This is a genomic window from Microbacterium sp. NPDC089320, from assembly GCF_040684875.1.
In the GTDB taxonomy this organism is placed as follows: domain Bacteria; phylum Actinomycetota; class Actinomycetes; order Actinomycetales; family Microbacteriaceae; genus Microbacterium.
This window is the reverse complement of the sequence record NZ_JBFBGY010000001.1, coordinates 186,648-211,139: the sequence shown is the minus strand read 5'-3', so window position 1 is coordinate 211,139 and position 24,492 is coordinate 186,648. Positions and strand designations below refer to the sequence as shown.

The 24,492-nt window shown below is 70.1% G+C and carries 21 protein-coding genes; 17 read left to right on the top strand and 4 right to left on the bottom strand.

All coding sequences use genetic code 11. The features are described 5' to 3' along the window. Positions 1–11 precede the first annotated feature (11 nt). Together AB0N61_RS01010 and AB0N61_RS01005 are read right to left on the bottom strand one after the other, a co-directional pair. Positions 12–1,304: an aminotransferase class I/II-fold pyridoxal phosphate-dependent enzyme gene (locus AB0N61_RS01010; RefSeq protein WP_363361120.1), complete on the bottom strand. Its 1,293-nt coding sequence runs from the start codon at positions 1,302–1,304 to the stop codon at positions 12–14. After that, positions 1,301–1,990 (bottom strand): hypothetical protein, encoded by a 690-nt coding sequence (locus AB0N61_RS01005; protein WP_363361119.1) that lies wholly within the window; start codon positions 1,988–1,990, stop codon positions 1,301–1,303. Before AB0N61_RS01005 ends, AB0N61_RS01010 begins: the two co-directional genes overlap by 4 nt. Before the next feature lie 120 nt (positions 1,991–2,110). Between AB0N61_RS01005 and AB0N61_RS01000 the strand changes: the two genes are divergently transcribed. The 11 genes from AB0N61_RS01000 to AB0N61_RS00950 all read left to right on the top strand — a co-directional run bounded on the left by AB0N61_RS01000 (position 2,111) and on the right by AB0N61_RS00950 (position 12,475). Beyond that, positions 2,111–3,517, top strand: coding sequence for an NtaA/DmoA family FMN-dependent monooxygenase (locus AB0N61_RS01000; protein ID WP_363361117.1), 1,407 nt, complete (start codon positions 2,111–2,113; stop codon positions 3,515–3,517). A 167-nt stretch (positions 3,518–3,684) separates the two neighbouring features. After that, positions 3,685–5,319: a TIGR04028 family ABC transporter substrate-binding protein gene (locus AB0N61_RS00995; protein WP_363361116.1), complete on the top strand. Its 1,635-nt coding sequence runs from the start codon at positions 3,685–3,687 to the stop codon at positions 5,317–5,319. Positions 5,320–5,341: 22 nt separating this feature from the next. Continuing rightward, entirely contained in the window at positions 5,342–6,289 is a 948-nt protein-coding gene (locus tag AB0N61_RS00990; RefSeq protein ID WP_363361114.1) for an ABC transporter permease, read from the top strand. Next, entirely contained in the window at positions 6,286–7,182 is an 897-nt protein-coding gene (locus tag AB0N61_RS00985) for an ABC transporter permease (RefSeq protein WP_363361112.1), read from the top strand. The genes AB0N61_RS00990 and AB0N61_RS00985 overlap by 4 nt, the downstream gene beginning before the upstream one ends. After that, positions 7,179–8,807: an ABC transporter ATP-binding protein gene (locus AB0N61_RS00980; RefSeq protein WP_363361110.1), complete on the top strand. Its 1,629-nt coding sequence runs from the start codon at positions 7,179–7,181 to the stop codon at positions 8,805–8,807. Before AB0N61_RS00985 ends, AB0N61_RS00980 begins: the two co-directional genes overlap by 4 nt. Further along, the gene (locus AB0N61_RS00975; protein ID WP_363361109.1) at positions 8,804–9,823 is read left to right on the top strand and encodes a putative FMN-dependent luciferase-like monooxygenase; all 1,020 of its coding nucleotides are present in this window, start codon (positions 8,804–8,806) and stop codon (positions 9,821–9,823) included. The genes AB0N61_RS00980 and AB0N61_RS00975 overlap by 4 nt, the downstream gene beginning before the upstream one ends. Beyond that, the gene (locus AB0N61_RS00970) at positions 9,820–10,440 is read left to right on the top strand and encodes a CMD domain protein (protein ID WP_363361107.1); all 621 of its coding nucleotides are present in this window, start codon (positions 9,820–9,822) and stop codon (positions 10,438–10,440) included. The genes AB0N61_RS00975 and AB0N61_RS00970 overlap by 4 nt, the downstream gene beginning before the upstream one ends. Next, positions 10,437–11,033 (top strand): alkylhydroperoxidase domain protein, encoded by a 597-nt coding sequence (locus AB0N61_RS00965; protein ID WP_363361106.1) that lies wholly within the window; start codon positions 10,437–10,439, stop codon positions 11,031–11,033. Before AB0N61_RS00970 ends, AB0N61_RS00965 begins: the two co-directional genes overlap by 4 nt. A gap of 289 nt (positions 11,034–11,322) precedes the next feature. Beyond that, positions 11,323–11,712 (top strand): hypothetical protein, encoded by a 390-nt coding sequence (locus tag AB0N61_RS00960; RefSeq protein ID WP_363361104.1) that lies wholly within the window; start codon positions 11,323–11,325, stop codon positions 11,710–11,712. Then, positions 11,709–12,194, top strand: coding sequence for a hypothetical protein (locus AB0N61_RS00955; protein ID WP_363361103.1), 486 nt, complete (start codon positions 11,709–11,711; stop codon positions 12,192–12,194). The genes AB0N61_RS00960 and AB0N61_RS00955 overlap by 4 nt, the downstream gene beginning before the upstream one ends. Next, entirely contained in the window at positions 12,191–12,475 is a 285-nt protein-coding gene (locus tag AB0N61_RS00950; protein ID WP_363361101.1) for a WXG100 family type VII secretion target, read from the top strand. The genes AB0N61_RS00955 and AB0N61_RS00950 overlap by 4 nt, the downstream gene beginning before the upstream one ends. 4 nt (positions 12,476–12,479) lie before the next feature. Here AB0N61_RS00950 and AB0N61_RS00945 read toward each other — a convergent pair whose 3' ends face one another. Further along, positions 12,480–13,424, bottom strand: a complete 945-nt coding sequence (locus tag AB0N61_RS00945) for an NADP-dependent oxidoreductase (RefSeq protein WP_363361100.1) — start codon at positions 13,422–13,424, stop codon at positions 12,480–12,482. 9 nt (positions 13,425–13,433) lie between these two features. Continuing rightward, positions 13,434–17,312: an ATP-dependent RNA helicase HrpA gene (gene hrpA / locus AB0N61_RS00940; protein ID WP_363361098.1), complete on the bottom strand. Its 3,879-nt coding sequence runs from the start codon at positions 17,310–17,312 to the stop codon at positions 13,434–13,436. Between the two features lie 25 nt (positions 17,313–17,337). Here hrpA and AB0N61_RS00935 point away from each other — a divergent pair, with 25 nt between their 5' ends. The 6 genes from AB0N61_RS00935 (at position 17,338) to AB0N61_RS00910 (ending at position 24,491) form a co-directional block, all read left to right on the top strand. After that, positions 17,338–18,525 carry a heparan-alpha-glucosaminide N-acetyltransferase domain-containing protein gene (locus AB0N61_RS00935; protein WP_363361096.1) on the top strand — a complete coding sequence of 396 codons (1,188 nt, stop codon included), beginning with the start codon at positions 17,338–17,340 and terminating at the stop codon, positions 18,523–18,525. Next, positions 18,522–19,358 (top strand): aldo/keto reductase, encoded by an 837-nt coding sequence (locus AB0N61_RS00930; protein ID WP_363361095.1) that lies wholly within the window; start codon positions 18,522–18,524, stop codon positions 19,356–19,358. The genes AB0N61_RS00935 and AB0N61_RS00930 overlap by 4 nt, the downstream gene beginning before the upstream one ends. 76 nt (positions 19,359–19,434) lie before the next feature. After that, positions 19,435–20,004, top strand: a complete 570-nt coding sequence (gene msuE, locus AB0N61_RS00925) for an FMN reductase (RefSeq protein ID WP_363361094.1) — start codon at positions 19,435–19,437, stop codon at positions 20,002–20,004. 34 nt (positions 20,005–20,038) lie between these two features. Continuing rightward, the gene (locus AB0N61_RS00920) at positions 20,039–21,838 is read left to right on the top strand and encodes a DUF255 domain-containing protein (RefSeq protein WP_363361093.1); all 1,800 of its coding nucleotides are present in this window, start codon (positions 20,039–20,041) and stop codon (positions 21,836–21,838) included. A 173-nt stretch (positions 21,839–22,011) separates the two neighbouring features. Next, a complete protein-coding gene (hisC, locus tag AB0N61_RS00915) occupies positions 22,012–23,085 on the top strand; it encodes a histidinol-phosphate transaminase (RefSeq protein WP_363361092.1) in 1,074 nt (357 codons plus the stop codon). Next, entirely contained in the window at positions 23,082–24,491 is a 1,410-nt protein-coding gene (locus AB0N61_RS00910) for an amino acid permease (protein ID WP_363361090.1), read from the top strand. Before hisC ends, AB0N61_RS00910 begins: the two co-directional genes overlap by 4 nt. Position 24,492: the final 1 nt, after the last annotated feature.

Below are 24,492 nucleotides of genomic sequence, written 5' to 3'. Positions count from 1 at the left end.
TCGGACCGCGTTCAGGCCAGCGCGAGCGCGCGGTCGAGGTCGGCGATCAGGTCGCGCGGATCCTCGAGTCCGGCCGACAGGCGGATCGTCGTGAACGAGATGCCGGCAGAGGCGCGCTGATCGGCCGTGAGGTGCGAATGCGTCATCGACGCCGGGTGGTTGACGAGGCTGCGTGCATCGCCGATGTTCGCCACCAGTCTGATGACCTGCAGCGAGTCGATCACTCTCGCCACCCGGCTCTGCGTCTCGGAGTCGTCGGGGACGGCGAGGTCGAAGGAGAACACCGAGGGGCCGCCGCGCGGCAGATAGCGCTGGGTGAGCGGATGCCAGCGGTTGCCGTCGAGGCCAGGGTGGTGCACGGTCGCGACGGCCGGATGCTGCTGCAGATGCCGGGCGAGGGCGAGAGCAGTGCCGCTCTGGCGTGACACCCGCAGGTCGAGAGTCTCGATGCCCTGCAGGATCTGCCAGGCGTTGAACGGCGACAACGAGGGGCCGAGGTCGTGCACGTACTTCGACTTCACGAGCGCGGCGAACGCCTGCCCGGAGCCGAAGCGCTCCCACAGGGTGAAGTCCCCGACCCGCGTGTAGGGCTCGGTGAACTGGGGCCACCGAGCCGGCTCGCGACCGAAGTCGAAGGTGCCCTGATCGACGACCACACCGCCGAGCGACGTGCCGTGGCCGCTGAGGAACTTGGTCGCCGAGTGCACCACGAAGTCGGCGCCGTGCTCGCCCGGGCGCACCAGGTAGGGCGTCCCGACCGTGTTGTCGATCACGAGCGGCACCCCCGCGTCGTGCGCGATGTCGGCGACGGTGCGGATGTCGAGCACCTGCGCGATCGGATTCGCGATGGACTCGGCGAACAGCACTCGCGTCTCCGGGCGGATCGCGGCGCGCCACGCCTCGGGGTCGTCCTGGTCGACGAAGGTCACCGGGATGCCGAAGTCGTCGAACGTCTCCTGCAGCAGGTCGACGGTGCCGCCGTAGAGCTGGGAGGCGGCGACGATGTGCCCGCCGCGACCCGCGAGCGCGAGCAGGGTCACCGCGACCGCGGCCTGCCCTGAGGCGACGGCGACGGCCGCGACCCCGCCCTCGAGGGCGGCCACGCGCTCTTCGAGGACCTGCTGGGTCGGGCTCGCATTGCGGCTGTAGAGGTTGCCGACAGAGCGCAGTGCGAAGAGGTCGGCTGCCTCGGCCAGCGAGGCGAACTCGTAGGCCGCGGTCTGATAGATCGGCGGGACGGCGCTGTTCTGCGGGGTGCCGGGCACGTAGCCCGCCTGGATCTGCCGCGTCGCGAACTCGGTCATGCGGCGACCGCGATGCTCTCGTGCGTGCGGACGATCGCCGTGCGAGCGTCTCCGGTGCGCAGGCGCTCGAGCCACAGCACGAGCGAGGCGGCGACACTGCGGTGCGACTGGTCGTTGAGCGCATCGTGCAGTCCGTCGACGGTCTCGACGAGTTCGAGGTCGGGCACCGTGCGCAGCGCCTCGAGGAGATGGGGCAGCGGCGACACGCTGTCGGCGCCACCATGGATCGCGAGCACCGGCACCTCGATGGCGGCGAGATCGGCGGGTGCCGGGAGCGGCTCGGCGGCGGCGAGGGACTCGGACGACGCCTCGGCCGCGAGAACCCCGAGATGCAGCGGGCAGGCCGTGCGCTGCTCGTCGGAGGGCACATCGAGCTCGGCGTCGACCAGGGTGCCCACGATGACCGCGGCGTCGACCGCCGCCCCGCGAACCACCTGGTGGAGCACGGCGGAGGCTCCGGCATCGGACCCGACGAGGACCCGAGGACCGTCGGTCGACTGCGCGAGCCAGGAGCTGGCGGCCTCGACGTCTTCCTGGAAGACGGCGACGGCGTAGCCGTCGGAGCTCAGGCGACGGCCGAAACGCTCGTAGACGCCGGCGCGCTCGCCGCGGCCGGTGACGAGGGCGAGCGTGCCGCGGACGCGGGCGGGCGGCGCCCAGAGCGCGGGGGAGGAGGTCGTGGTCATGCTCCCATCCTCCGATCGGCCTCCGACACTCGGGGAGCATATGTCGCCGTGTTGCGCTCCGTTTCGCTGCGCTTCCGCATCGATTGGCGGGCTCTCGACCGCGCTCATACTTTCGGGTGCATGACCGAACCCCTCATCATCGGCGCCATGGTGCGCACACTCGGCGCGTATCCCTCCGGCTGGCGTCAGCCGGGCGCGCATCGAGACCCCTCGACGGATGCCGGCATCCTCCGCCACATCGCGCGCGAGGGAGAGGACGCGGGGCTGGACTATCTGTTCTTCGGCGATTGGCTGGCCACCGGGCCCGACCTCGAATTCCGTGACCCGTACCTGCTCGCCCGCATCGACCCGGTGAGTGCGGTGCTGTTCCTCGCTGGGGTCACCTCGCGCATCGGTCTCATCGCGACGGTGAACACGACCTACGCCGACCCGTACGCGACCGCGCGGTCGCTGGCATCCCTCGACCTGCTCACTGGCGGTCGCGCCGGCGTCAACCTCGTCACGGGCGCCGAACCCCGCGCCGCAGGCAATCACGGCAGAGACGCGCACGCCGACAACGAGAGCCGATACGACCGCGCCGAGGAGTTCGTGGTCGCGCTGCGACGGCTGTGGGATTCGTGGAGCGAGGACGCGTGGATCGCGGATGCGGCACGCGGCGTGCTCATCGACCCGGACGGCCTCCGCGGCGCCGAGCTGCGGGGCGAGCACGTGCGCGTCTCGGGGCCGCTGAACGTCGCCCGACCGCCGCAGGGGCGGATCCCCCTCGTGCATGCGGGCGCCTCGCCGCGGTCGCGGGCGCTCGCCGCGACCGAGGCCGACCTCGCCCTCATCGCCGCCCCGAAAATCGCCGACGCGATCGCCACGCGACGGCAGCTGCGCGACATCGCGGCAGAGTCGGGCCGCCCGCCCGAGAGTCTGGCGGTGATCGCGCCCGTGCTGCCGGTGGTCGCCGCATCGGATGCCGACGCCCACCGCATCGTCGAGCGGCTGCTCGCCCTCGTCCCGCTCGACGAAGGGCACCAGTCGTCCCGCACGGCGTTCCCGGCCAACAGATCGGTCTCGGCCCTGGCCGACGCCCTGAGCGTCGACGCCGACGACCCGCTGCGGTCAGCGGGATTCGACGAGGTCGTGACACACCATCAGGCCGCGCGCCTCGGGGAGGCGGGAGCGGCGCTCGTCGAACGACTGCGACTCATCGCCGGACTCCGGGTCGGCGACGACGGTGCGACGGCGTTGACCTGGCGTCACCTCGTCGCAGCCCACGCCGTGCCGGCCGCCTTCGTGGTCGGCGACGCCTCGACAATCGCCGATCACTTCGAGACCTGGCGCGACGAGGGCGCAGCCGACGGCTTCAACGTGCTGTCGGCCTTCCAGCCTTCGCAGTTCGAGGCCTTCACCCGCCTCGCCGCTCCCGAGCTGCGTCGCCGTGGACTGCTCGGTCGCAGCGACGGCGAGCCCTCCTCGCTGCGCGCCCGACTCGGCGTCGGCGACGATCAGCGGGCCGCATCTTCGCTTCTGGTCCGCTGAACCGCCTCATCCGTTACGTCGGATTGCGCCGGGTGACGTGTCATGACGTCTCGTGACAGGCCAGGTCCGCACATGACGACCCCATTCGCCCCTCGGCCGGGAGAGTCCCTAGCGTGACGTTCACCCGCACACCGCACCACCACAGCATCCCGTCCAGGAGGACTCGCATGAACCGCCGTCTCATCCGCGCAGCCGCCGTCGCGCTTCCGCTCGTCCTCGCGGCGGGCCTCGCCGCCTGCGCATCCTCGCCCGCACCCAGTGGCGCCTCCGCCGACGCGGGAGACCCCGTCACCGGAGGAACGCTGACCTACCTCGAGCACCAGACGTTCACGAACCTCTACCCGCCGCAGGCCGGCTTCTACCCGAACGGCGGCGTGGTCAACAACATCACCGCCCGTCTCACGTGGCAGAACCCCGACTCGCTCGAGATCGAGCCGTGGATCGCCTCCGACTGGACCGTGAACGACGACGCCACCGAGTACACCTTCAACCTGAAGCCGGACGTCACCTTCTCGGACGGCACGCCGGTGGATGCCGCTGCCGTCGCCAAGAACTTCGACACCTACGGTCTGGGCGACCCCGAGCGCGGCCTGACGGTCTCCGAGGCGATCAACAACTACGCCTCGAGCGAGGTCGTCGACGACGACACGGTTACCTTCCGTTTCTCCGCCCCCGCGCCGGGCTTCCTGCAGGCGACGTCGACCATCAACTCCGGCCTCCTCTCGCCCGAGACGCTCGACGGCACGATCGAGGACTTCGGGGCGGGCAACGCCGAGGAGATCATCGGCGCCGGACCCTTCACCCTCACCGACGAGAAGCTCGGCACCGAGTTCACCCTGACCGCCCGTGAGGACTACGCATGGGCGCCCGAGAGCGCCGAGAACCAGGGGCGCCCGTACGTCGACGCCGTGCACGTGCTGGTCACCCCCGAAGACTCGGTGCGCATCGGCTCGCTGCTCGCGGGCCAGGCCGACTACGTGCGTTACGTGCAGGCGTTCGATGAGGACCGCGTCGAGAGCGCGGGCTTCACGCTGTACGCGCCGCAGACCCGCGGCGTGAACAACTCCCTGTCGCTGCGCCCCGAGAACCCCGTGTTGAGCGACATCAAGGTGCGTCAGGCCCTGGTCGCCGCGGTGGACGCGCAGGAGGTCGTCGACACCCTGTTCACCGAGAACTACCCGGTCGCCACCTCGGTGCTGTCGCAGGAGGCGCTCGGCTACAAGGACGAGTCCGAGCACTATGCCTACGACCCCGAGAAGGCGGAGAAGCTGCTCGACGAGGCCGGCTGGACGGCAGGGTCCGACGGCATCCGCGAGAAGGACGGCGAGCGCCTGGCGATCACGGTCTACGAGGCCGCGCCCCAGCCGCTGTCGAAGCAGACTCTCGAACTGGTCGCCCAGCAGCTCGCCAAGGTCGGGGTCGAGCTCACGGTCAAGCCGGCGGACGCGGGCTCGTACGCGGAGGACACCCGTGACCCGCTGAAGACGGGGTTCTACCACTCGATGGTCGGACGCGCGGACTTCGACGTCATCAAGAGCCAGTACTACACGAAGAACCGCGACGCGCTGATCTCGAACGACGCCGAGCTCGACGCGCTGCTGGAGGCGGTCGCCTCGGAGCCCGACACGGAGAAGCGGGCCGAGGCATCGCAGGCCGTTCAGGACTACATCGCCGAACAGGCTTACGTCATCCCGCTGTTCGAGGAGCCGCAGGTCTACGGCGCCGCCACCTACGTGCACGGTGTGGACTTCGAGTCGGTCGGTCGCCCCACCTTCTCGGGCGTCTGGCTCGCCGAGCACTGAGCGTGACTGACACGGTGCACCGATGAGCTTCGTCCTGCGACGAGCCGGGCAGGCCGCGATCGTTCTGATCGCGGCCTTCACGGCCACCTTCTTCCTGCTGCAGCTGCTGCCGGGAGACGCGATCCTGATCAAGTTCTCCGACCCCAGCCTCGGGCTGTCGCCGGAGCAGCTCGACGGCATCCGCGCCACCTACGGCACCGATCTGCCGTGGTGGCAGCAGTACGTGCATGCGGGTCTGGGCTTCGCGGCCGGCGATTTCGGCTTCTCGACGCAGTTCGGCACCCCGGTGCTGGACATGCTCGCCGAGGCGCTGCCGTCGACCGTGCTGCTCGCATCGCTGGGTCTCGTCGTGGCGCTGCTGATCGCCGTGCTCGTCGCGGGGCTCTCGTCTCTCGCACCGTTCGCATGGCTGCGCGACGGCATCCGTCAGGTGCCGGGGCTGTTCGTCGCCATTCCCGTGTTCTGGCTCGGCATCCTGCTGATCCAGGTATTCTCGTTCGGTCTCGGCTGGGTGCCGATCGTCGGCGCCGACCCGGTCGCCGGGCTCATCCTTCCGGTGCTGACCCTCGCCGTGCCGATCTCCGCCCCGCTCGCCCAGGTGCTCGTGCGGGCGATCGACCAGGTACAGGCGCAGCCGTTCATCACGGTGGTCCGTGCCAAGGGCGCGCCGCCGTCGTGGGTGCTCACCCGCTCGGTCGCCCGCAACGCCGCCCTGCCCACGCTCACGATCGCCGGCGTGCTGTTCGGCGAGCTGGTCGGGGGAGCAGTCGTCACCGAGACCGTGTTCGGCCGCACCGGCATCGGCCGTCTCACCGAGCAGGCCGTGTCGAACCAGGACATCCCGGTGCTGCAGGGCGTCGTGCTGCTGTCGGCGCTCGGCTTCGTGCTCATCAGCTTCGCCGTCGACCTCGTCACGCCGCTCATCGATCCGCGCCAGCGCACCCTCGCGAAGACAGGAGCATCGGCATGACCGTCGCCGCCGTGGCCGCATCCGTCGACACCCCGCCCGAGACACCGCCGCAGGATGCCGGGACGATCACCCGACCCCCTCGACGCGCGCGCGGCCTGCTGGCCCTGCCGTGGGGCCTCTATCTCGCGATCGCCGTCGTCGCGGTCGCCGTGCTCTGGGCCGTGATCCCCGGTGTCTTCGCACCCGGCGACCCGCTCACCGGCACTCCCGCCGACAAGCTGCTGCCACCGAGCGCCACGCACGTGTTCGGCACCGACGCGCTCGGTCGCGACCTGTTCGGCCGCGTCGTGCACGGCGCGGTGCATTCGCTGTCGGGCGCGCTCATCGCCGTCACGGTCGGTCTCGCGCTCGGCACGCTCCTCGGTGCGGTCGCCGGTGCGATCGGCGGTGTCGTCGATGACATCCTGATGCGCGTCGTCGACGTGCTGCTCGCGATCCCCGGCCTGCTGCTGTCGCTCTCGGTGATCATCCTCCTCGGCTTCGGCACCGTGAACGCGGCGATCGCCGTGGGCCTCGGCAGCGTGGCGGCCTTCGCCCGCCTGATGCGGTCGGAGGTCGCGCGAGTGCGCCGCAGCGAGTACGTCGAGGCGGCATACGGCAGCGGCGGCACCTTCTTCACGGTGCTCCGTCGTCACGTTCTGCCGAACTCGCTCACGCCGATCGTCGCCCTCGCCGCCCTGCAGTTCGGCACCGCGATCCTCGCCATCTCGACTCTGGGTTTCCTCGGCTACGGAGCACCGCCGCCCACCCCTGAGTGGGGGCTGCTGATCGCCGAGGGACGCAACTACATCGCGACAGCGTGGTGGCTCACGGCGCTGCCCGGACTCGTCGTGGTCGTCGTCGTGCTCAGCGCGAACCGCATCTCGCACCGCATCGGAAGGAACCCGCGATGAGCGTGCTCACCGTCGACGGCCTCGCCGTCTCGTATGCCACCCGAGCCGGCCGCCGCGAGGTGGTGCACGGCGCCTCCTTCGAGATCGCCGAGGGAGAGGCGCTCGCGCTCGTCGGAGAGTCGGGGTCGGGCAAGTCGACCACCGCGCACGCGCTGCTCGGCTTGCTGCCCGCGGGCGGCAGGGTCGACCGCGGCACGGTGCGTCTGGGCGATCTCGACATCTCGGGATGGACGGATCGCGCGCTGCGCGGCATCCGGGGTCCGGAGATCGGTCTCGTGCCGCAGGATCCGGTGACCTCGCTCGACCCCGTGCGCCCGATCGGCGCGCAGGTCGAGGAGGTGCTGAAGCTGCACGGCCACCGCGACCGGCGCTCCCGGCGCGCACGGGTGGTCGAGCTCCTCGACCGGGTCGGCATCGATGATCCGGATCTTCGCGCGCAGCAGTACCCGCATGAGCTCTCGGGCGGGATGCGCCAGCGTGTCTTGATCGCCTCGGCCATCGCGCTGCGGCCACGGCTGCTGATCGCTGACGAGCCCACGAGCGCTCTCGACGCGACCGTGCAGCGCAAAGTGCTCGACCTCCTCGACGAGCTGCGCCGCGAGGAGGGCACCAGCATCCTGCTGGTCACCCACGACCTCGGCGTCGCCGCCGACCGCGCCCAGCGCCTGGTCGTGCTCAAGGACGGCCGCATCGTGGAGCAAGGGACGAGCGGGGACGTGCTGGCGGCCCCGTCGGACGCCTACACGAAGCAGCTGCTCGCCGATGCCCCGGCGTTCACGACCGGGTTCCGTCGCCCCGAGGCTCCGACCTTCCTGCGGGATGCAGCGGCTGTCGCGGCCGAGAACCCGTTCGCGATCACCGCGACCGGTCTCGTGAAGGAGTTCCGTGTCGCCGGGCGCGAGCGATTCCGCGCCGTGGACGACGTGTCGTTCCGGGTGCGGCGGGGGACCACGCATGCCCTGGTGGGAGAGTCCGGATCGGGAAAGACGACGACCGCGCGGCTGATCACCCGCTTCCACGAGCCGGACGCCGGCACGATCGAGATCGACGGCGTCGATGTGACCGGGCTGTCGGGCCAGCGGCTGCGGGCGCTCCGCCGCCGGATCCAGCTCGTCTACCAGAACCCCTTCGCGTCGCTGGATCCGCGGCAGCAGGTCGTCGACATCATCGCCGAGCCGCTGCAGAACTTCGGAGTGGGTTCGCGCGCCGAGCGCAGGGATCGCGCGCTCGCCCTGATCGACAGGGTGTCGCTGCCGAGCGATCTCGCCCAGCGCACGCCTCGGGAGCTCTCAGGCGGGCAGCGTCAGCGTGTCGCGATCGCCAGGGCCCTCGCGATCGACCCCGAGATCGTCGTGCTCGACGAGGCGGTGTCGGCCCTCGACGTCACCGTGCAGGCGCGCATCCTCGAACTGCTCACCTCCCTGCAGGCGGAGCTGGGCCTCACCTACCTCTTCATCTCGCACGACCTCGCCGTCGTCCGCAGGATCAGCCACACCGTCTCGGTGATGCGCCGCGGGCGGATCGTCGAGGAGGGCGTCACCGAGGAGATCTTCCACGACCCCCAGCACGACTACACCCGGGAGCTGCTCGCAGCCGTTCCGGGACGAACGGAGCAGCCCGCATGACCGCACCCACGATCGCCTTCTTCACGCGGCTGCTCGATGACGCGTCGCCGGCCGAGCGCTATGCGCTGGCCACCGAGCAGATCCGGCACGCCGAACGGCATGGCATCGGCCGCGCCTGGGTCGCCCAGCACCACTTCCGCGCGGCGGAGGGCGGCCTTCCCTCGCCGCTCGTCTACCTCGCGAGCGTCGCGGCGCAGACCTCCCGCATCCGTCTCGGAACCGGTGTCGTCACGCTGCCGCTGGAAGACCCGGTGCGCGTCGCGGAGGATGCGGTGGTCGCCGACCTGCTCTCGGGCGGACGCCTCGACCTCGGGCTCGGCAGCGGGGGGACGCCCTCGTCGTTCGTGCCGTTCGGCGAAGACGTGCGCGACAAGGCGCCCACCTACGACCGCAAGCTCCGGCTGCTGCTCGACGCCCTGGCGGGGCGCGACATCGGCGCCGACAACACGCTCTACCCGGATGCCGGCACCCTCGGCGACCGCATCTGGCAGGCGACCTTCTCGGCGCCGGGGGGCTATCGCGCCGGCATCCACGGGCACGGGCTGCTGCTGTCGCGCACCCAGCCGCGGTCGACGGATGCGTTGCACACCCCGCTTGCGGCGTTGCAGGATCCGATCATCGACACCTATCTCGAGGCGCTCCCCGACGGGGTCGCCCCCCGCGTCACCGCCTCGCGCACGGTGTTCGTCGCGGACGATCGTGCGGAGGCCCTGCGGTTCGCCGAGGTCGGTCTGCGCCGCGCGGCCGAGGGATTCCGGCGCCAGGGGCAGACGATCCCCGGTGACGACCTCGACGAGCTGATCGTCGCGCTCGACACGCATCTCGGCACCCCCGAGCAGGTGGCCGAATCGCTCGCCGCCGACGCGACGCTCGGCAGGGCCACCGAGGTCGCGTTCCAGGTGCACTCGGTCGACGCCCCGCACGAGCACGTGCTGCGTTCGATCGAGCTCTTCGCCGAGCAGGTCGCACCGGCCCTCGGCTACACGCTCACCGACACCATCAAGGAGAAGGCATGACCATCGACATCGTCGACAAGATCGTAGGGGTGACGCCCGAGCTCGACGCGCTGCGGCGCCGTCGCCCTGTCACCAGGGAGCAGCTGCAGGCGAGCTTCGACGCGCTCTTCAGCCCCGTCTCCACGGCGGAGGTGTCGCAGGCCGAGCGCGAACTGATCGCCGCTTTCGCCACGCGTCTCGCCGGGGACTCGGATGCGACGGGCACGTTCTACGCAGAGCGCGCCCTGGCAGCCGACCCGCAGCGTGCGGCGGTCGTGATCGCCGAGGCCACGGATGCTGCGGTGACCGGGCCCTTCGGCTCGTACACCGAAGCGGGTCTGCAGGATGAGAACACCGAGGGCCAGCGCTACACGCCGTCGGTCGAGGTCGCCGGCGTGCTCGGCGAGCGTCTGGCTGCCGCTCTCGCGCACGCGCACCTGCTCGTCTTCCGTCCGCGCGAGTCCGCGGCCGCCGACATCCAGCGACTGCTCGATGCGGGATGGTCGGCCGACGGCATCGTCACCCTGTCGCAGCTGGTGTCCTTCCTGGCGTTCCAGCAGCGCGTGATCACCGGACTGAGCGTTCTCTCCGCCGCCGGCGTGGCCGCGGCATCCGATTCCGAGGAGGAGGCGGCATGACCGAGCTTCTTCACGACGACGCACCGCATCCCGAGTCCTTCACGCGAGCTGAGGTCGGCTGGACCCCTCATCTGCCGCCGCTCGCCGAGGACGAGCTGACCGAGCGCCACTACGACGGCCTCGTCGACGCGTCGCGGGCGAAGAACGACTACTTCCGCCTCCTCGCGCGCGACCCCGAGGTGCTCAAGGCGCGAACGCTCGTCGACAAGGACATCTTCTACAACGCCAAGGAGGGTCTTCCGCGTGCCGAGCGCGAGCTCTCGGCCACCGCCGCCTCGCGCCGCAACGGCTGCGTGTTCTGCGCCTCGGTGCACTCGCGCTTCGCGGCGCACCACAGCAAGCGGGTCGACGACGTCGACCTGCTGCTCGATGAGGGCGTGGAGGCCGACCTTGGCGAGCGGTGGAATGCGGTGGTCGCGGCCTCGGTCGCCCTGACCGACACCCCGAGCACCTTCGGCGCCGACGAGATCGTCCGCCTGCGCGCGGCGGGACTCGACGACCTCGAAGTGGCCGACGTCATCCACGGCGCGGCCTTCTTCAACTGGGCCAACCGCCTGATGCTCTCGATCGGCAGGCCGGTGGCTCCCGCGTAGCCCGAGCAGACGACTCACGACCAGCCCACCCCGCAGGCATCACCGCCGGGGTGGGCTGGTCGTTTTTGCGAGAGTATCGGCATTCTGTCGAGTGTCTCCATATGACGACGTATAGCTTGCTAACGTCGACGCATGATTGCTGGGGGGACGGGGAAGACATTCTGATCACGCGGGTAGACAACAAGGACATCCCATGAGAGCGCCATTCACGCACGGAGAGCAGTCGCCAAGCGGAATGCAGGGGTGGGTGACTGACGGGTATCGCCCGATCCCTGATCACCTACGACTCATGCTCGGCCATCTGAATGGCGGCCCCAAGTACACATACATCATCTGGCCCGGCTCGGATCCGTCGAGCACCGTGGGATACCGCGTGCCGGCGAATGATTCGTTCATGCAGGCCGCGGGCTCCGCCGACGCGATGACGGTCGAGGCGCGGCTTCCCGGCCCTGATGGTGAGACTCATCTCTACACCGTCGGACGGCCCGAGCCCGCGGACGGCACGACGACTCTCATCCCCATCAGCGACGACCGCGCGGTGCGAGTGTTCTCGAACGAGGTCTTCACCGCCGACGAGGCCGCGGTCATCTTCTATACCTACTACCTCACCGATGCCGCCGCGCAGCCCTACGTGCTGCGCCGACTGGATCTCTCGCACGAACTCTCGGAGGAACGATGACGCTCTATGGACCCTTCGTCCAGGCCGCGAGCGATGGCCGAATGGGCTGGTTGACGGACGAATTTAGACCGATCCCAGACCAGATCCGACGCACGCTGGATTGGCTGGACGCACGCACGGACTACACGTATTCGATCTGGCGCGGTGCGGATCCGACAGCGATTGACGGCTACCTCAAGCCCGCGAACGATTCGTTCATTCAGGCCGCAGGCTCAGCCGACGCGATGACCGTGGAGGTGGGTTTCCCCGGCTCCGACGGCGAGCACCACCTGTACACCGTCGGCAGGCCCGAGGTCGTCGACGGCACCACCACCCTCATCCCCATGAGCGACGACCGCGCGGTTCGGGTGTTCACGAACGAGATCTTCACCGCCGACGAGGCCGCGGCGATTTTTCACATGTTCTACCTCAGCGAGGTCGTGTCGGCACCCTATGTCTTGCGCGAACTCGACCTCGCGCAGGAACTCTCGGAGCTCCGGTGAAGGTCTCGGTCCGCCACGACGCGGTCGCGGAGACGATCGCGCAGCTCGCACTCGCCGTGAAGGCCATCGAGCGTGAACTCGCGGTCCTCGATTCCGAGGTCGAACGTCTGGGGGACGCCTGGGACGGAGAGGCACAGCGAGCATACGACCGAGCGCAGCACGAGTGGTCGAGCGCCCTCCGGAGCATGCGATCAGCGCTCGCCGAAGCCACGCGCCGGCTGATCACCGCGAACTCGATCTCGATGGCCGCCGCCTCCACGGCCGCCCGCGTCTGGTCCTGAGGGCCTACGGGACCAGCACGATCTTGCCCGAGGCCTCGCCGGACTCCACGAGCTCGTGGGCCTGTGCGGCGTCGGAGAGCGGAAGTTCGGGCCCGAGCTCGATCGTGAAGTCGCCGGCCGCGATCAGGTCGACGGTCGCCGGCAGTGCCTCGGCCCGCCAGGCGAGCTCCTGCTCGGTCAGCGGCGTGGGGGAGCCGCCCGAGAACGCACGGATGCCGAACGATGCGGCATCCGGGCCTCGGACGATCGTCGCGATGCGGTCGCGGTCGGCCACCAGCTCGAGCGATGCCTCGATGGCTTCGTCGGTGCCCGCGCAGTCGAGCGCGACCGTCACACCATCGGGGGCGGCCTCGCGCACACGCTCGAGCAGCCCCTCGCCGTAGGCGACCGGGATCGCGCCCAGTTCACGCAGCTGATCGTGCCGCGCTGGACTGGCGGTGGCGATCACGGTGGCGCCCCAGGCCACGGCGAACTGCACGGCCGCCTGCCCGACCGAGCCCGAGCCGCCGTGCACGAGCAGCACATCGCCGTCCTGCACCCCCAGCGACTTCAGTGCCTGGTAGGCGGTGCCCGCGGGGATGCCGATGCCGGCGCCCTCGGCAGCCGTGACGGCGTCCGGCAAGAGCACGAGGTGCTCGGCCGGCACCGCGAGCAGGCTCGCGTAGGTGCCACGCGTGTCGCGGATCGCGACACGGTCGCCGACGACGAATCCCTCGACGTCGTCGCCGAGAGACTCGATCACCCCGGCGCCGTCGAATCCGACCGTGCGCGGTTCCTCGATGGGCGGAGACGGCCGCTTCGCCGACCGCAGCTTGGCATCGATGGGGTTGACGCCCGCCGCCTCGATGCGAACGACGACCTCGCCGCCGAGCGCTATGGGATCAGGAACTTCCATCTCGTGCAGCACATCAGGGGAACCGAACTCTGTGTAGACGATCGCGCGAGCCATGGATTCAGGCTACCCCCGAGACGACAGCGCCTTCATGATCCGCTGCGGAGAGACCGGCTGAGCCGTGCCGAGGCGCTGCGCGAACACGCTCACGCGATACTCCTCGAGCAGCCAGCGCGTCTCGACGAGCGCGGGAGACGCGTCCCAGGCGAGCGGGATCGTGCCCCCGGCATCCTCGAACACCGTCGCCATGCGCTCGAACTCGCTCATGCGGGTGCGGTCCTTGCCTGGCTCGTTCGCGAGGGTCTTCAGTCGATCGAGCATCCCGTCGAGGTACCTCGGGAAGTGCGCGAGGCGCTCGATCCCGGCCGTCGAGATGAACCCGGGGTGCAGCAAGCCCGAGAGCTGGGTGCGGATGTCGTTGAGGGGACCGAGAAGCGCGAGAGAGTTCTGCGACTTGATGCCGCGCTCGACGTCACGGGCCTTGGTGAGGATGCGCGCCACGAGCGACACACAGGCGAAGAGGTCGTCGACGAGGGATGCCGACACGGCGTCGCGCACACGGACGAAGTCGGCCTCGGTGCGGATGATGCCGCCGGGATGCGCCCGGTCGATCAGGCTCTGCACAACGGCGGCCCGGCAGTCCTCGATGAGCGCTGCGGCGGACTGGTAGGGAGACGCCGCGAGTGCGAGCTTCTCCTGGCTGGTGAGATGCTGCTGCACGTACGACGAGGGCGAGGGCACGCTCAGCAGCACGAGGCGCAGCACGCCGGCGCGGGTCGCCGCTGCCGCCGCATCCGCCGTGGCCTCCACCCGCACCGAGACGGTCTTGCCCTGATCGACAATGGCTGGGTAGCCGCGCACCACTCCGCTGGCCACCCGGGTGTCGAGCACCTCTGGCAGGTCGCCGAACGTCCACGCGATGAGGTCATGCCTCTCGATCGAGGCGGGCGCGGCGACGTGCTGCGGCCCGCTTCGCGGCCCGGGCCGGCGCGGCGGTGAGGCGATCGACCGCGCCACACTGCTGCGCGCCCGATCGGCGAGCTCCGCCTGCAGCACGCTGAGGTCGCGGTTCGATCCGACCACCCGACCACGCTCGTCGACGGCACGGAAGTTCATGCGCAGGTGCGCCGGCACGCGATCGTCTTCGAAGTCGGCAGCGGAGACGAGCTGATTCGCGAGGGGTTGGATGAGACGTGCGAGCGCCTCCTTGAGCGTGCGTGCCGGGAGGCCGCCGTGCGACTCCGGGCCTTCGCCGGCGAGCTCGGCGCCGAACTTGTCGGCCCAATCGGCGGCGGGAACCACATGGCGGCGGATCGCCTTCGGCAGTGCGCGGAGCAGGCCCGTGACGAGTTCGGCGCGGAGGCCCGGAACCTGCCAGTCGAAGCCGCGATCCTCGATCTGCGCCAGCAGGGGGAGCGGAATCACGACGCTGACGCCGTCGTCCGCGGCACCGGGCTCGAAGCGGTAGGCGAGTCCGAGCACCTGGTCGCCCTGCGTCCACCGGGTCGGGAACTCACTCTGATCCGCTCTGCTCTCATCGTCGAGCAGGTCGGCCTCGCGCATCACGAGCAGCTTCGGGGTCGCCGCCAGAGCGTCGCGCCACCACTTCTCGAACGAGCGCATGTCGAAGACATCGGACGGGATCCGCTCGTCATAGAAGCGGAAGACCGCCTCGTCGCCCGCGAGGATGTCACGCCGACGCTCGCGCTCCTCGAGCTTCTCCAGGCGCTTGCGCAGTTCGGCGTTGCTGCGCCAGAACGCGCTCACCCGCTTGTCGATGCGCGTCGGATCCCATTCGCCCTCGACGAGGGCGTGTCGCACGAACATCTCGCGCGACGCCGCCCGGTCGATGCGGGCGAACTGCACACGCCGACGCGGGATGATCTCGACCCCGAACAGCGTCACCTTCTCGTAGGCGACGGCCGCACCGGCATCCTTCGACCAGTGCGGCTCGGTGACCTGGCGTTTCGCGAGGTCGCCGGCGAGCGCCTCGGCCCAGGCCGGGTCGATCGCGGCGACCGTGCGGGCGTAGGTGCGGGAGGTCTCGACGATCTCGGCGGCCATGACCGCCTGCGGGGCCTTCTTGCGCAGTGCGGATCCGGGGAAGATCGAGAAGCGGATGCCGCGCGCGCCGCGATACTCGGCCATCCTCTTCTTCTTCGGATCGAGTCCCTTGCCCGTGTTGCGCTCGTCGAGGATGCCGATCTGCGACAGGAGCCCGGCGAGCAGGGCGCGGTGGATCGCGTCCGGGTCTGCGGTGCCGCTCCGCGACGAGTCCTTCTCCCGCACGAGCGATCGCAGCTGACGGTGGACGTCGAACCATTCGCGCACTCGGACGTAGTTGAGGTGCTCCGAGCGACAGAGGCGTCGGAAGGCGCTCGAACCGAGCTCGCGCTGCTGCTCCCGGAGGTGGTTCCACAGGTTCAGGATCGACAGGAAGTCGCTCGTCGGGTCGGCGAAGCGGGCGTGCATGCGGTCGGCTTCATCGCGCACGCTCTGCGGCGCCTCCTGCGACGGGCGCTCGCGCACATCCTGGATCGACATGCCGGCCACGACCGCGAGCACGTCGCGCGTGACGTCGGCGCCGCCCGGGCGTCCGGCCTCGATCAGCATGCGCGCGAAGCGGGGGTCGATCGGGATGCGCGAGATGTCGCGGCCGATGCGGGTCAGTCGCGGCGAGTCTCCACTGCCGGTGACGGCGCCCAGCTCGGTGAGCAGGTCGACCGCGGCCTTGACTCCGCGCGAGTCGGGCGGAGTGAGGAACGGGAACGCGGTGATGTCGCCGAAGCCGAGCGACAGCATCTGCAGGATCACCGAGGCGAGCGAGGTGCGCAGGATCTCGGGCTCGGTGAACTCAGCGCGCTTATCGAAGTCCTCCTCGCTGTAGAGACGGATCGCGATTCCGTCGCTGGTGCGGCCGGCGCGGCCAGACCGCTGGTTCGCCGAGGCCTGCGATATCGCCTCGATCGGCAGCCGCTGCACCTTCGAGCGGTTGCTGTAGCGCGAGATGCGCGCCGTGCCGGTGTCGATCACGTAGCGGATGCCGGGAACGGTAAGGCTGGTCTCGGCGACGTTCGTCGCGAGCACGACGCGGCGGCGCACCCCGGCGACGCGGCTCCTCTCGAACACCCGATGCTGCTCCGCCGCAGACAGCCGTCCATAGAGCGGCAGCACCTCGGTGGGGGAGCGGTCCTTCGAATACGCGCCGCGCACGGCATCCGCCGCATCGCGGATCTCCGCCTCGCCGGGCAGGAACACCAGCACGTCGCCCGGGTCCTCGCGGTCGAGTTCACGCAGAGCCGCGACGATGGCCGTGACCTCGTCGGACTCCTCGGTCTCGTCGGTCTGCGCCCGATACCGGATCTCGACCGGGAAGGTACGGCCGGACACCTCGATGATCGGCGCAGGCTCGCCCTCGGGCGTGGCGAAGTGTCGGGCGAAGCTCTCGGGATCGATCGTCGCCGAGGTGATGATCACCTTGAGGTCCGGTCGTTCGGGAAGGATCCGCACGAGGTAACCCAGCAGGAAGTCGACGTTGAGCGAGCGCTCGTGGGCCTCGTCGATGATGATCGTGTCGTAGCGGCGCAGCAGCCGGTCGCGGTGGATCTCGTTGAGGAGGATGCCGTCGGTCATCAGCGCGATGCGCGTCTCGTCCGAGACCTTGTCGGTGAAGCGCACCTTGTAGCCGACGAGCGTGCCGAGCTCGACCTGCATCTCCTCGGCCACGCGCTCGGCGATCGTGCGGGCGGCGAGACGGCGCGGCTGCGTGTGGGCGATGCGCTCACGGCCCAGCTCGAGGCAGATCTTCGGCAGCTGCGTGGTCTTTCCCGAGCCCGTGGCTCCGGCCACGATGACGACCTGGTTGTCGCGGATGGCGTCGGCGATCTCCTCCCGCGCGGCGCTGACGGGCAGCTCGGGAGGATAGAAGATCACGGGAGAAGGCATAGAACTCCCATCGTACGATTCATCCGTGAGCACTGTGCCGAAGCCTCTTCCCGCATCGCGGTGGTTCCACGAGTTCGGGCGGGCTCCGCGCATCCTCGGACTCGACGTCGCCCGAGGGCTGGCGATCCTCGGCATGGCCGGGGCGCACATCGGCGAGACCGAGGCGTTCGATCCGTTCGACCTGTCGACGTGGACCGACCTCGTGCACGGTCGATCATCGATCCTCTTCGCCGTGCTCGCGGGCGTCTCGATCGCCCTGATGACCGGCCGCCACGTGCTGCCCGACCCCGAGCGGATGCCGAGCCTCCGCCTGCAGCTGGTCGGTCGCGGAGCGGTGATCTTCATGATCGGTCTCGCGCTCGAGATGCTGAACACTCCGATCGCCGTGATCCTGACCCTCTACGGGCTGCTCTACGTCGCCGTCATCCCGTTCCTCCGGTGGCAGCCGTGGAAGCTGCTGCTCGCCGCCGGCATCCTGGCGCTCGCGGCCCCGGCGTTGCTCGCGCTGCTCGCCGCGCTCACCCTCGACCCGTCCGGCGCCGGGATCAGCCTGGTGCTGTACGGCTCGTATCCGATCACGGCGTGGCTCGCGTTCGTCTTCGGCGGCATGGCCCTCGGGCGTCTGCACGTCGAGAAGCTCGAGACCGCGGCGATCGCACTCGGCGTGGGCGTGGGGCTCATGGTCGTCGGCTACGGACTCGGTCTCGTCGGGGGCGTCACCCGCCTGGGCTCCGGCTCCTCGATCGCCCGAGGCGAGCCCGCCGCGGGGTGGAGCTCCTACTCCGATGCCCTGGCCGCGGCGGATCCGGGGGGCGCCGTCGTCCGAGCGATCTTCGCCGTCGACCCGCACTCGGGTGGCACGGCCGAGATCCTCGGCTCCGGCGGTTTCGCCCTGTCGATCATCGCGCTGTGCGTGCTGTTGAGCGGCCCGCTGCGTGCCGTGCTGCTTCCGCTGGGGGCGCTGGGGTCGATGCCGTTGTCGGCATACAGCGTGCACGTGCTGTCGGTCGCGCTCGTGGCAGGACCCGGAGGTTTCTTCTCGAGCAACGCCTTCTGGGCGGCGACCGCCGTCGCGCTGCTCCTTCTCACCACGCTGTGGTCGATCCTGTTCGGGCGCGGTCCTCTCGAAAGGCTCGTGGGCTGGGTCGCAGCGAGGATGGCGGCAGTTCCTCCTGGGCAGCCTGTCATCACAGGTCGTAGGGTGGATTCATGACGATTCCTGCACTCGAACTGAACGACGGCCATTCCATCCCACAGCTCGGCTACGGGGTGTTCAAGGTTCCGGCCGACGAGACCGAACGCGCCGTGAGCGAGGCGCTCGAGATCGGCTACCGCCACATCGACACGGCGGCGATCTACGGCAACGAAGAGGGCGTCGGGGCGGCGATCGCCTCCTCCGGCATCCCGCGCGACGAGCTGTTCATCACGACCAAGCTCTGGAACGACCGCCACCACGACGACGAGCCCAACAAGGCCATCGCCGAGAGTCTCGAGAAGCTCGGGCTGGACGCCGTGGACCTCTACCTCGTGCACTGGCCCACCCCGGCCAAGGACGACTATGTGCACGCCTTCGCGAAGCTCGTCGAGCTGCGCGAGGCGGGGCTGACGCGCAGCATCGGCGTCTCGAACTTCCTCGTTCCGCACCTCGAGCGCGTGGTGGCCGAGACCGGTGTGACGCCGGCGGTCAACCAGATCGAGCTGCACCCGGCCTACCAGCAGCGCGACATCGTCGACTGGGCGACCGAGCACGGCGTCCGCATCGAGTCGTGGGGCCCGCTCGGCCAGGGCAAGTACGACCTGTTCGGCACGCCGGCTATCGCCGAGGCTGCAGCGGCGCACGACGTCACTCCCGCACAGGCCGTGCTGCGCTGGCACCTGCAGCGCGGATTCATCGTCTTCCCGAAGTCGGTGCGGGCCGAGCGCCTGCGCGAGAACCTCGACGTGTTCGGGTTCGAGCTCTCCGACGCCGAGGTCGCGGCCATCGACGCGCTCGACCCGCTCGACGGCTCGGGCCGGGTCGGATCGCACCCCGACGAGGTGAACTGAAACGCTCCGTGTCCACAGATGACGCCCCGTGTCGCTTCCCGCGACACGGGGCGTCGTCGTGAGTAGCGTCGTCGGCATGACAGCTCCCTACCGCGTCGTCGCCGTCTCCGGCTCTCTGCACGAGCCCAGCAAGACCACGGCCCTCATCCGTGCGATCGCCGCAGCGATCGCCGAGCGCGCCGAGGTCGAGATCGAGGTCATCGAGCTCACCGACATCGGGCCCTCGCTGGCGGGTGCTCTTCGGCGCGACCAGCTTCCGGCGCGTGTCGAGGAGAAGCTGGTGGCGATCGAGGCCGCAGACCTCCTGATCGTCGGCAGCCCCGTCTACCGGGCGTCGTTCACCGGTCTGTTCAAGCACCTGTTCGACTTCGTGGGACAGTACGAACTCGTCGGCAAGCCGGTGCTGCTCGCCGCCACCGGCGGCGGCGAGCGTCACGCACTCATCATCGAGCACCAGCTGCGTCCGCTGTTCGCGTTCTTCCAGGCGCTGACGCTGCCACTCGGGGTCTACGCCAGCGACACCGATTTCGACGGCTACGTGATCGCGTCCGATGTGCTCCGCACGCGCATCGCCCTCGCGGCCGAGCGCGCGCTGCCGCTCGTCGGCTATGCGGCATCCCGACCGGTGGAGCTGCTCGTCTCCTGACCGTCTCACCGCGCGATCGGCGTAGCGTGGTCGTATGACGAACCGGCTCGCCGACACGCTCAGCCCGTACCTCCGCGCCCACGCCGACAACCCTGTCGACTGGTATCCCTGGGGTCCCGAGGCCTTCGCCGAGGCGCAGCGACGAGATGTGCCGCTGCTGATCTCGACCGGGTATTCGACCTGTCACTGGTGTCATGTGATGGCCAGGGAGTCGTTCGCCGACCCCGACACGGCCGCGCTGATCAATCGCGACTTCGTGGCGGTGAAGGTCGACCGCGAGGAGCATCCCGATGTCGACGGCGCCTACATGGCCGCCGCGTCGGCGTTCACGCAGAATCTCGGCTGGCCGCTGACCGTCTTCACGACTCCGCGAGGCCGCACCTTCTATGCCGGAACCTACTGGCCGCCCGTGGCTCGACAGCCGATGCCCGCGTTCCGTGACGTGCTGGCCGCGGTGCAGGAGGCCTGGAGCGACCGCCGGACACAGGCTGAAGAGTCCGCGGACGCCGTGGCAGAGGCTCTGGCGAGGGCTGCCGCCACGACTCCCTCCGAGCTGCCGGACGCCGCGGCGATCGCGGGCGCTGCGCAGGCGATCGCGGCGCGAGAGGACCGGCAGTTCGGCGGCTTCGGCGGCGCGCCGAAGTTCCCGGTCGCGACGACGCTGGGGCTGTTGCAGACGCCGCTGGTGCGACGGGAGGCGCCGGATGCGGCGGCATCGGCTGGGCGGGCGCTCGCCGCGATGTCGGCATCCGACCTCCGCGATGCCGACGGAGGATTCTTCCGCTACGCGACGCAGCGCGACTGGACGGTGCCGCACTACGAGCGGATGCTGACCGACAACGCCCAGCTGCTCGCGGTCGCCCTGGACGCGGGGGACGAAGCGACCGCGCGTGGCGTCGCGGGCTTCCTCACCGGCACCCTCCGCCGCTCGGGTGGGGGATTCGGCGCCGCTCAGGACTCGGAGTCGTGGATCGACGGTCAGCGCAGCGAGGGCGGCTACTATCTGCGTCCGGTCGCAGACCGGGCAGGTCTCGAGCCCCCGGCCGTCGACGGCAAGGTCATCACCGGGTGGAACGGCCTCGCGATCGCGGCGCTCGCACGGGCGGGCGCCGCACTCTCGGAGAGCTCGTGGGTGCAGGTCGCGGTCGACGCCGCGGAGTTCGTGCTCAGAGTCAACCGGGACTCGGCCGGATCGCTCGTGCGCGCCTCGCTCGACGGCGTCGCCTCGGGTGCCGTCGCGACGGCGGCCGATGTCGCTCTTCTGGCCGAGGGGCTGTTCGCGCTCGCCGCAGCGACCGGCGAGGCCGCGTGGGCGATCGAGGGGCGCACCCTGCTCGACGCGGCGATCGCGGGACTCGACGGCGACCCGCTGCTCGCCGAGCACGGCATCGCCGCAGCGCCCGACCAGACCGACGGGGATCTGCCCTCGGATGCGGCCGCGGTCGCCTCCGCATCCCTTGCCGCCTGGCGGCTCGGGGCGGGGGACCGGTATCGCGAGGCAGCCGTCGAGCGCGTGCGGGAGCATGCGGCACAGGCTGTCGCTCAGCCGTTCGCACACGGCAGCCTGCTGCGCGTGGCGGCGGGCCTCGTCGACGCGCCGAGACAGCTGGTCGTCGTCACCGACGCGCCGGCGGGTGACCTCGCGTCCGCGGCGCGCGCTGCAGAGGCCGACGTGGTCGCGATCGTCGCGCCAGGGCAGGCGAAAGCCTTCGCGGAGGCCGGCTTCGAGCTGTTCGAGGGCAAGGGCGACGCGGGGGAGCTGGCCTTCGACTGCCGCTCGTTCGTGTGCCGGCTTCCTGTGAGCGATCCCTCGCAGCTGTCTCGCACGCGCTGACCGAGGCCTGCGCAGTCTGCTCACCTCTGAGCCCGATCCACCCCGCCGGTTGCGCGCGTTGTGCACCGGATGCTGCACCGATTGCCCAGTCGGAGAGATCCGGTCTAGTGTTGCGCGACAGCTCACGGAGCCTTAGGGCTCCGCACCCGCATCTCAGCAAGGACGCTCAGACGATGACCCTCCCCACCCGTGCCGGACTCGATGCCGTGCCCGCCTACCGGCAGGGGCGTTCCGCTCCGGCCGGTGCCTCGAAGCTCTCCTCCAACGAGTCGCCGCATCCGCCCCTCGCGTCCGTCATCGACGCGGTGCAGCAGCGCCTCGCCTCGATGCACCGCTATCCCGACATGAGCGCCTCTGCGCTCCGCGAGCGCCTCGCCGAGCGGTACGGCGTCGATTCGGCCTCCGTCACCGTCGGAGCGGGCTCGGTCGAGATCGCCTCGCAGCTCATCCACGCGGTCGCCGGGCCCGGTGACGAGGTGATGTTCGCCTGGCGATCGTTCGAGGCATACCCGTCGCTGGTGCGCATCGCCGGAGCGAGTCCGGTGGCGGTGCCCCTGACCGCGGATCACACCCACGACCTCGAGGCCATGCTCGCCGCGATCACGCCGCGGACCCGCCTGATCTTCGTGTGCAACCCGAACAACCCGACCGGCACGGTGGTCGGCGCCGACCAGCTCGAGGCGTTCGTCGCCGCCGTGCCCCACGACGTGCTCGTGGTGATCGATGAGGCGTACGTGCACTTCGACCGCACGGAGTCCCAAGGCGCGGGTGTCGAGCTCTTCCGCCGGCATCCGCACGTCGCGGTGCTGCACACGTTCTCCAAGGCCTACGGGCTCGCGGGTCTGCGCATCGGCTACGCGCTGTCGCCGTCGTCGATCGCCGACAGGCAGCGCAAGGTCGCGGTTCCGTTCGGCGTGACGGACCTGGCCCAGGCCGCCGCGCTCGCCTCGCTCGACGCCGAGCACGAACTCGCCGAGCGCATCGACGAGGTCGTCGCCCACCGGGAACGCCTGCACGACCTGCTGGTGGCGGCGGGATGGCTCGCGGTCGCGTCGCAGGCGAATTTCGTCTGGGTGCCGGCGGGCGACCGCACCGACGAGCTCGAGTCGGTGCTGCGTGAGGGCGGGGTGATCACCCGGGCGTTCGCGGGTGAGGGGATCCGCATCTCATCGGGTTCAATGGAGGACATAGACCGGGTGCAGTCAGCGCTCCAGGCTGAGACCGCACTGCAGGAGGCACGCGCATGACCGCGGTTGCGACCACGACGACAACGACGAAAGGTCTGCACCCGGGGCTGACCCGCAGTCAGATCTCGATGATGGGACTCGGCGGCGCGATCGGCGCCGGGCTGTTCGTCGGTTCGGGTCAGGCGATCAGCATCGCCGGTCCCGCTGTGCTGATCTCCTATCTCGTCGCCGGCGGCATCGTCGTGCTCATCATGGCGATGCTCGCCGAGATGGTCGCCGCCCGCCCGAGCTCCGGGGCCTTCAGCTCGTTTGCGCAGAAGGCGATGGGGCGCAGCGCGGGCAGTGCGGTCGGCTGGCTCTACTGGATCCAGCTCGTCGTCGTCATCGCCGCCGAGGCCACCGGCGCCGCCGGGATCATCGCGGCCTGGGTCCCCGGCATCCCGGCCTGGGCGTGGGTGCTCGTCTTCGTCGTCGCCCTGACCGCGGTCAACCTGTTCGGGGTGCGCAACTACGGCACGTTCGAGTTCTGGTTCGCGGCGATCAAGGTCGCCGCGATCATCGTGTTCCTCGTCGTCGGCGTGTGCGCGATCCTGGGATTCATCCCGGGTGTTCCGGCGACCGGCATCAGCAACCTCGTCGACAACGGCGGCTTCGCCCCGAACGGCCTCACGGGCATCGCGGCGGCGCTCCTCATCGTGGTCTTCGCGTTCGGCGGCACCGAGGTCGTCGCGATCGCCGCCGCGGAATCCGACGATCCCGCGCGCAACATCCGCCGCATCGTGCGGGAGGTCCTCGTGCGCATCCTCATCTTCTACGTCGGCTCGATCTTCGTGATCGTGTCGGTGCTCCCGTGGAACGATCCCGCGGTCAAGGACGGCCCGTTCTCTGCAGTGCTCAGTACGCTGCAGCTGCCGGGAGTCGGCCTCGTGATGGACCTCATCGTCGTCATCGCGCTGCTGTCGGCGATGAACGCGAACATCTACGGAGCCTCGCGCATGGCCTACTCGCTCGGCGAGCGCGGCCTGGCGCCGCTCGCGGCGACGCGCACGACGGCGAAGGGCGTGCCGGCCGTGGCCGTGCTGGCCTCGGTCGCGTTCGGATTCATCACCGTGGGGCTGAACTGGGCATTCCCCGATGTGGTCCTTCCTGCACTGCTCAACGTGGTCGGGTCGACGCTGCTCATCATCTGGACGGCGACAGCGGTCTCGCAGATCATCCTGCGCCGCCGCGCCGATCGTGCGGGTGCGGCGATGCCGATGCGCATGTGGGGCTTCCCCTGGCTGTCCTGGCTGTGCCTGGCGCTCCTCGCGGGTGTCATCGCGCTGACCATGATCGACGAGGCCGCCCGCGTGCAGCTGCTGCTGACGATCGGTCTGACCCTCGTGCTGCTGATCGTCGCGCGACTCACACGGAATGCCTCGCGCCCCGGGGTCACCAGCGAGCGCGACCGCTCGGTCGTGGACTGAC

Coding starts and splice junctions, on each gene's coding strand:
- AB0N61_RS01010 (WP_363361120.1), bottom strand. CDS start 1,304: ATGACCGAGTTCGCGACGCGGCAGATCCAGGCGGGCTACGTGCCCGGC.
- AB0N61_RS01005 (WP_363361119.1), bottom strand. CDS start 1,990: ATGACCACGACCTCCTCCCCCGCGCTCTGGGCGCCGCCCGCCCGCGTC.
- AB0N61_RS01000 (WP_363361117.1), top strand. CDS start 2,111: ATGACCGAACCCCTCATCATCGGCGCCATGGTGCGCACACTCGGCGCG.
- AB0N61_RS00995 (WP_363361116.1), top strand. CDS start 3,685: ATGAACCGCCGTCTCATCCGCGCAGCCGCCGTCGCGCTTCCGCTCGTC.
- AB0N61_RS00990 (WP_363361114.1), top strand. CDS start 5,342: ATGAGCTTCGTCCTGCGACGAGCCGGGCAGGCCGCGATCGTTCTGATC.
- AB0N61_RS00985 (WP_363361112.1), top strand. CDS start 6,286: ATGACCGTCGCCGCCGTGGCCGCATCCGTCGACACCCCGCCCGAGACA.
- AB0N61_RS00980 (WP_363361110.1), top strand. CDS start 7,179: ATGAGCGTGCTCACCGTCGACGGCCTCGCCGTCTCGTATGCCACCCGA.
- AB0N61_RS00975 (WP_363361109.1), top strand. CDS start 8,804: ATGACCGCACCCACGATCGCCTTCTTCACGCGGCTGCTCGATGACGCG.
- AB0N61_RS00970 (WP_363361107.1), top strand. CDS start 9,820: ATGACCATCGACATCGTCGACAAGATCGTAGGGGTGACGCCCGAGCTC.
- AB0N61_RS00965 (WP_363361106.1), top strand. CDS start 10,437: ATGACCGAGCTTCTTCACGACGACGCACCGCATCCCGAGTCCTTCACG.
- AB0N61_RS00960 (WP_363361104.1), top strand. CDS start 11,323: ATGCTCGGCCATCTGAATGGCGGCCCCAAGTACACATACATCATCTGG.
- AB0N61_RS00955 (WP_363361103.1), top strand. CDS start 11,709: ATGACGCTCTATGGACCCTTCGTCCAGGCCGCGAGCGATGGCCGAATG.
- AB0N61_RS00945 (WP_363361100.1), bottom strand. CDS start 13,424: ATGGCTCGCGCGATCGTCTACACAGAGTTCGGTTCCCCTGATGTGCTG.
- hrpA (WP_363361098.1), bottom strand. CDS start 17,312: ATGCCTTCTCCCGTGATCTTCTATCCTCCCGAGCTGCCCGTCAGCGCC.
- AB0N61_RS00930 (WP_363361095.1), top strand. CDS start 18,522: ATGACGATTCCTGCACTCGAACTGAACGACGGCCATTCCATCCCACAG.
- msuE (WP_363361094.1), top strand. CDS start 19,435: ATGACAGCTCCCTACCGCGTCGTCGCCGTCTCCGGCTCTCTGCACGAG.
- AB0N61_RS00920 (WP_363361093.1), top strand. CDS start 20,039: ATGACGAACCGGCTCGCCGACACGCTCAGCCCGTACCTCCGCGCCCAC.
- hisC (WP_363361092.1), top strand. CDS start 22,012: ATGACCCTCCCCACCCGTGCCGGACTCGATGCCGTGCCCGCCTACCGG.
- AB0N61_RS00910 (WP_363361090.1), top strand. CDS start 23,082: ATGACCGCGGTTGCGACCACGACGACAACGACGAAAGGTCTGCACCCG.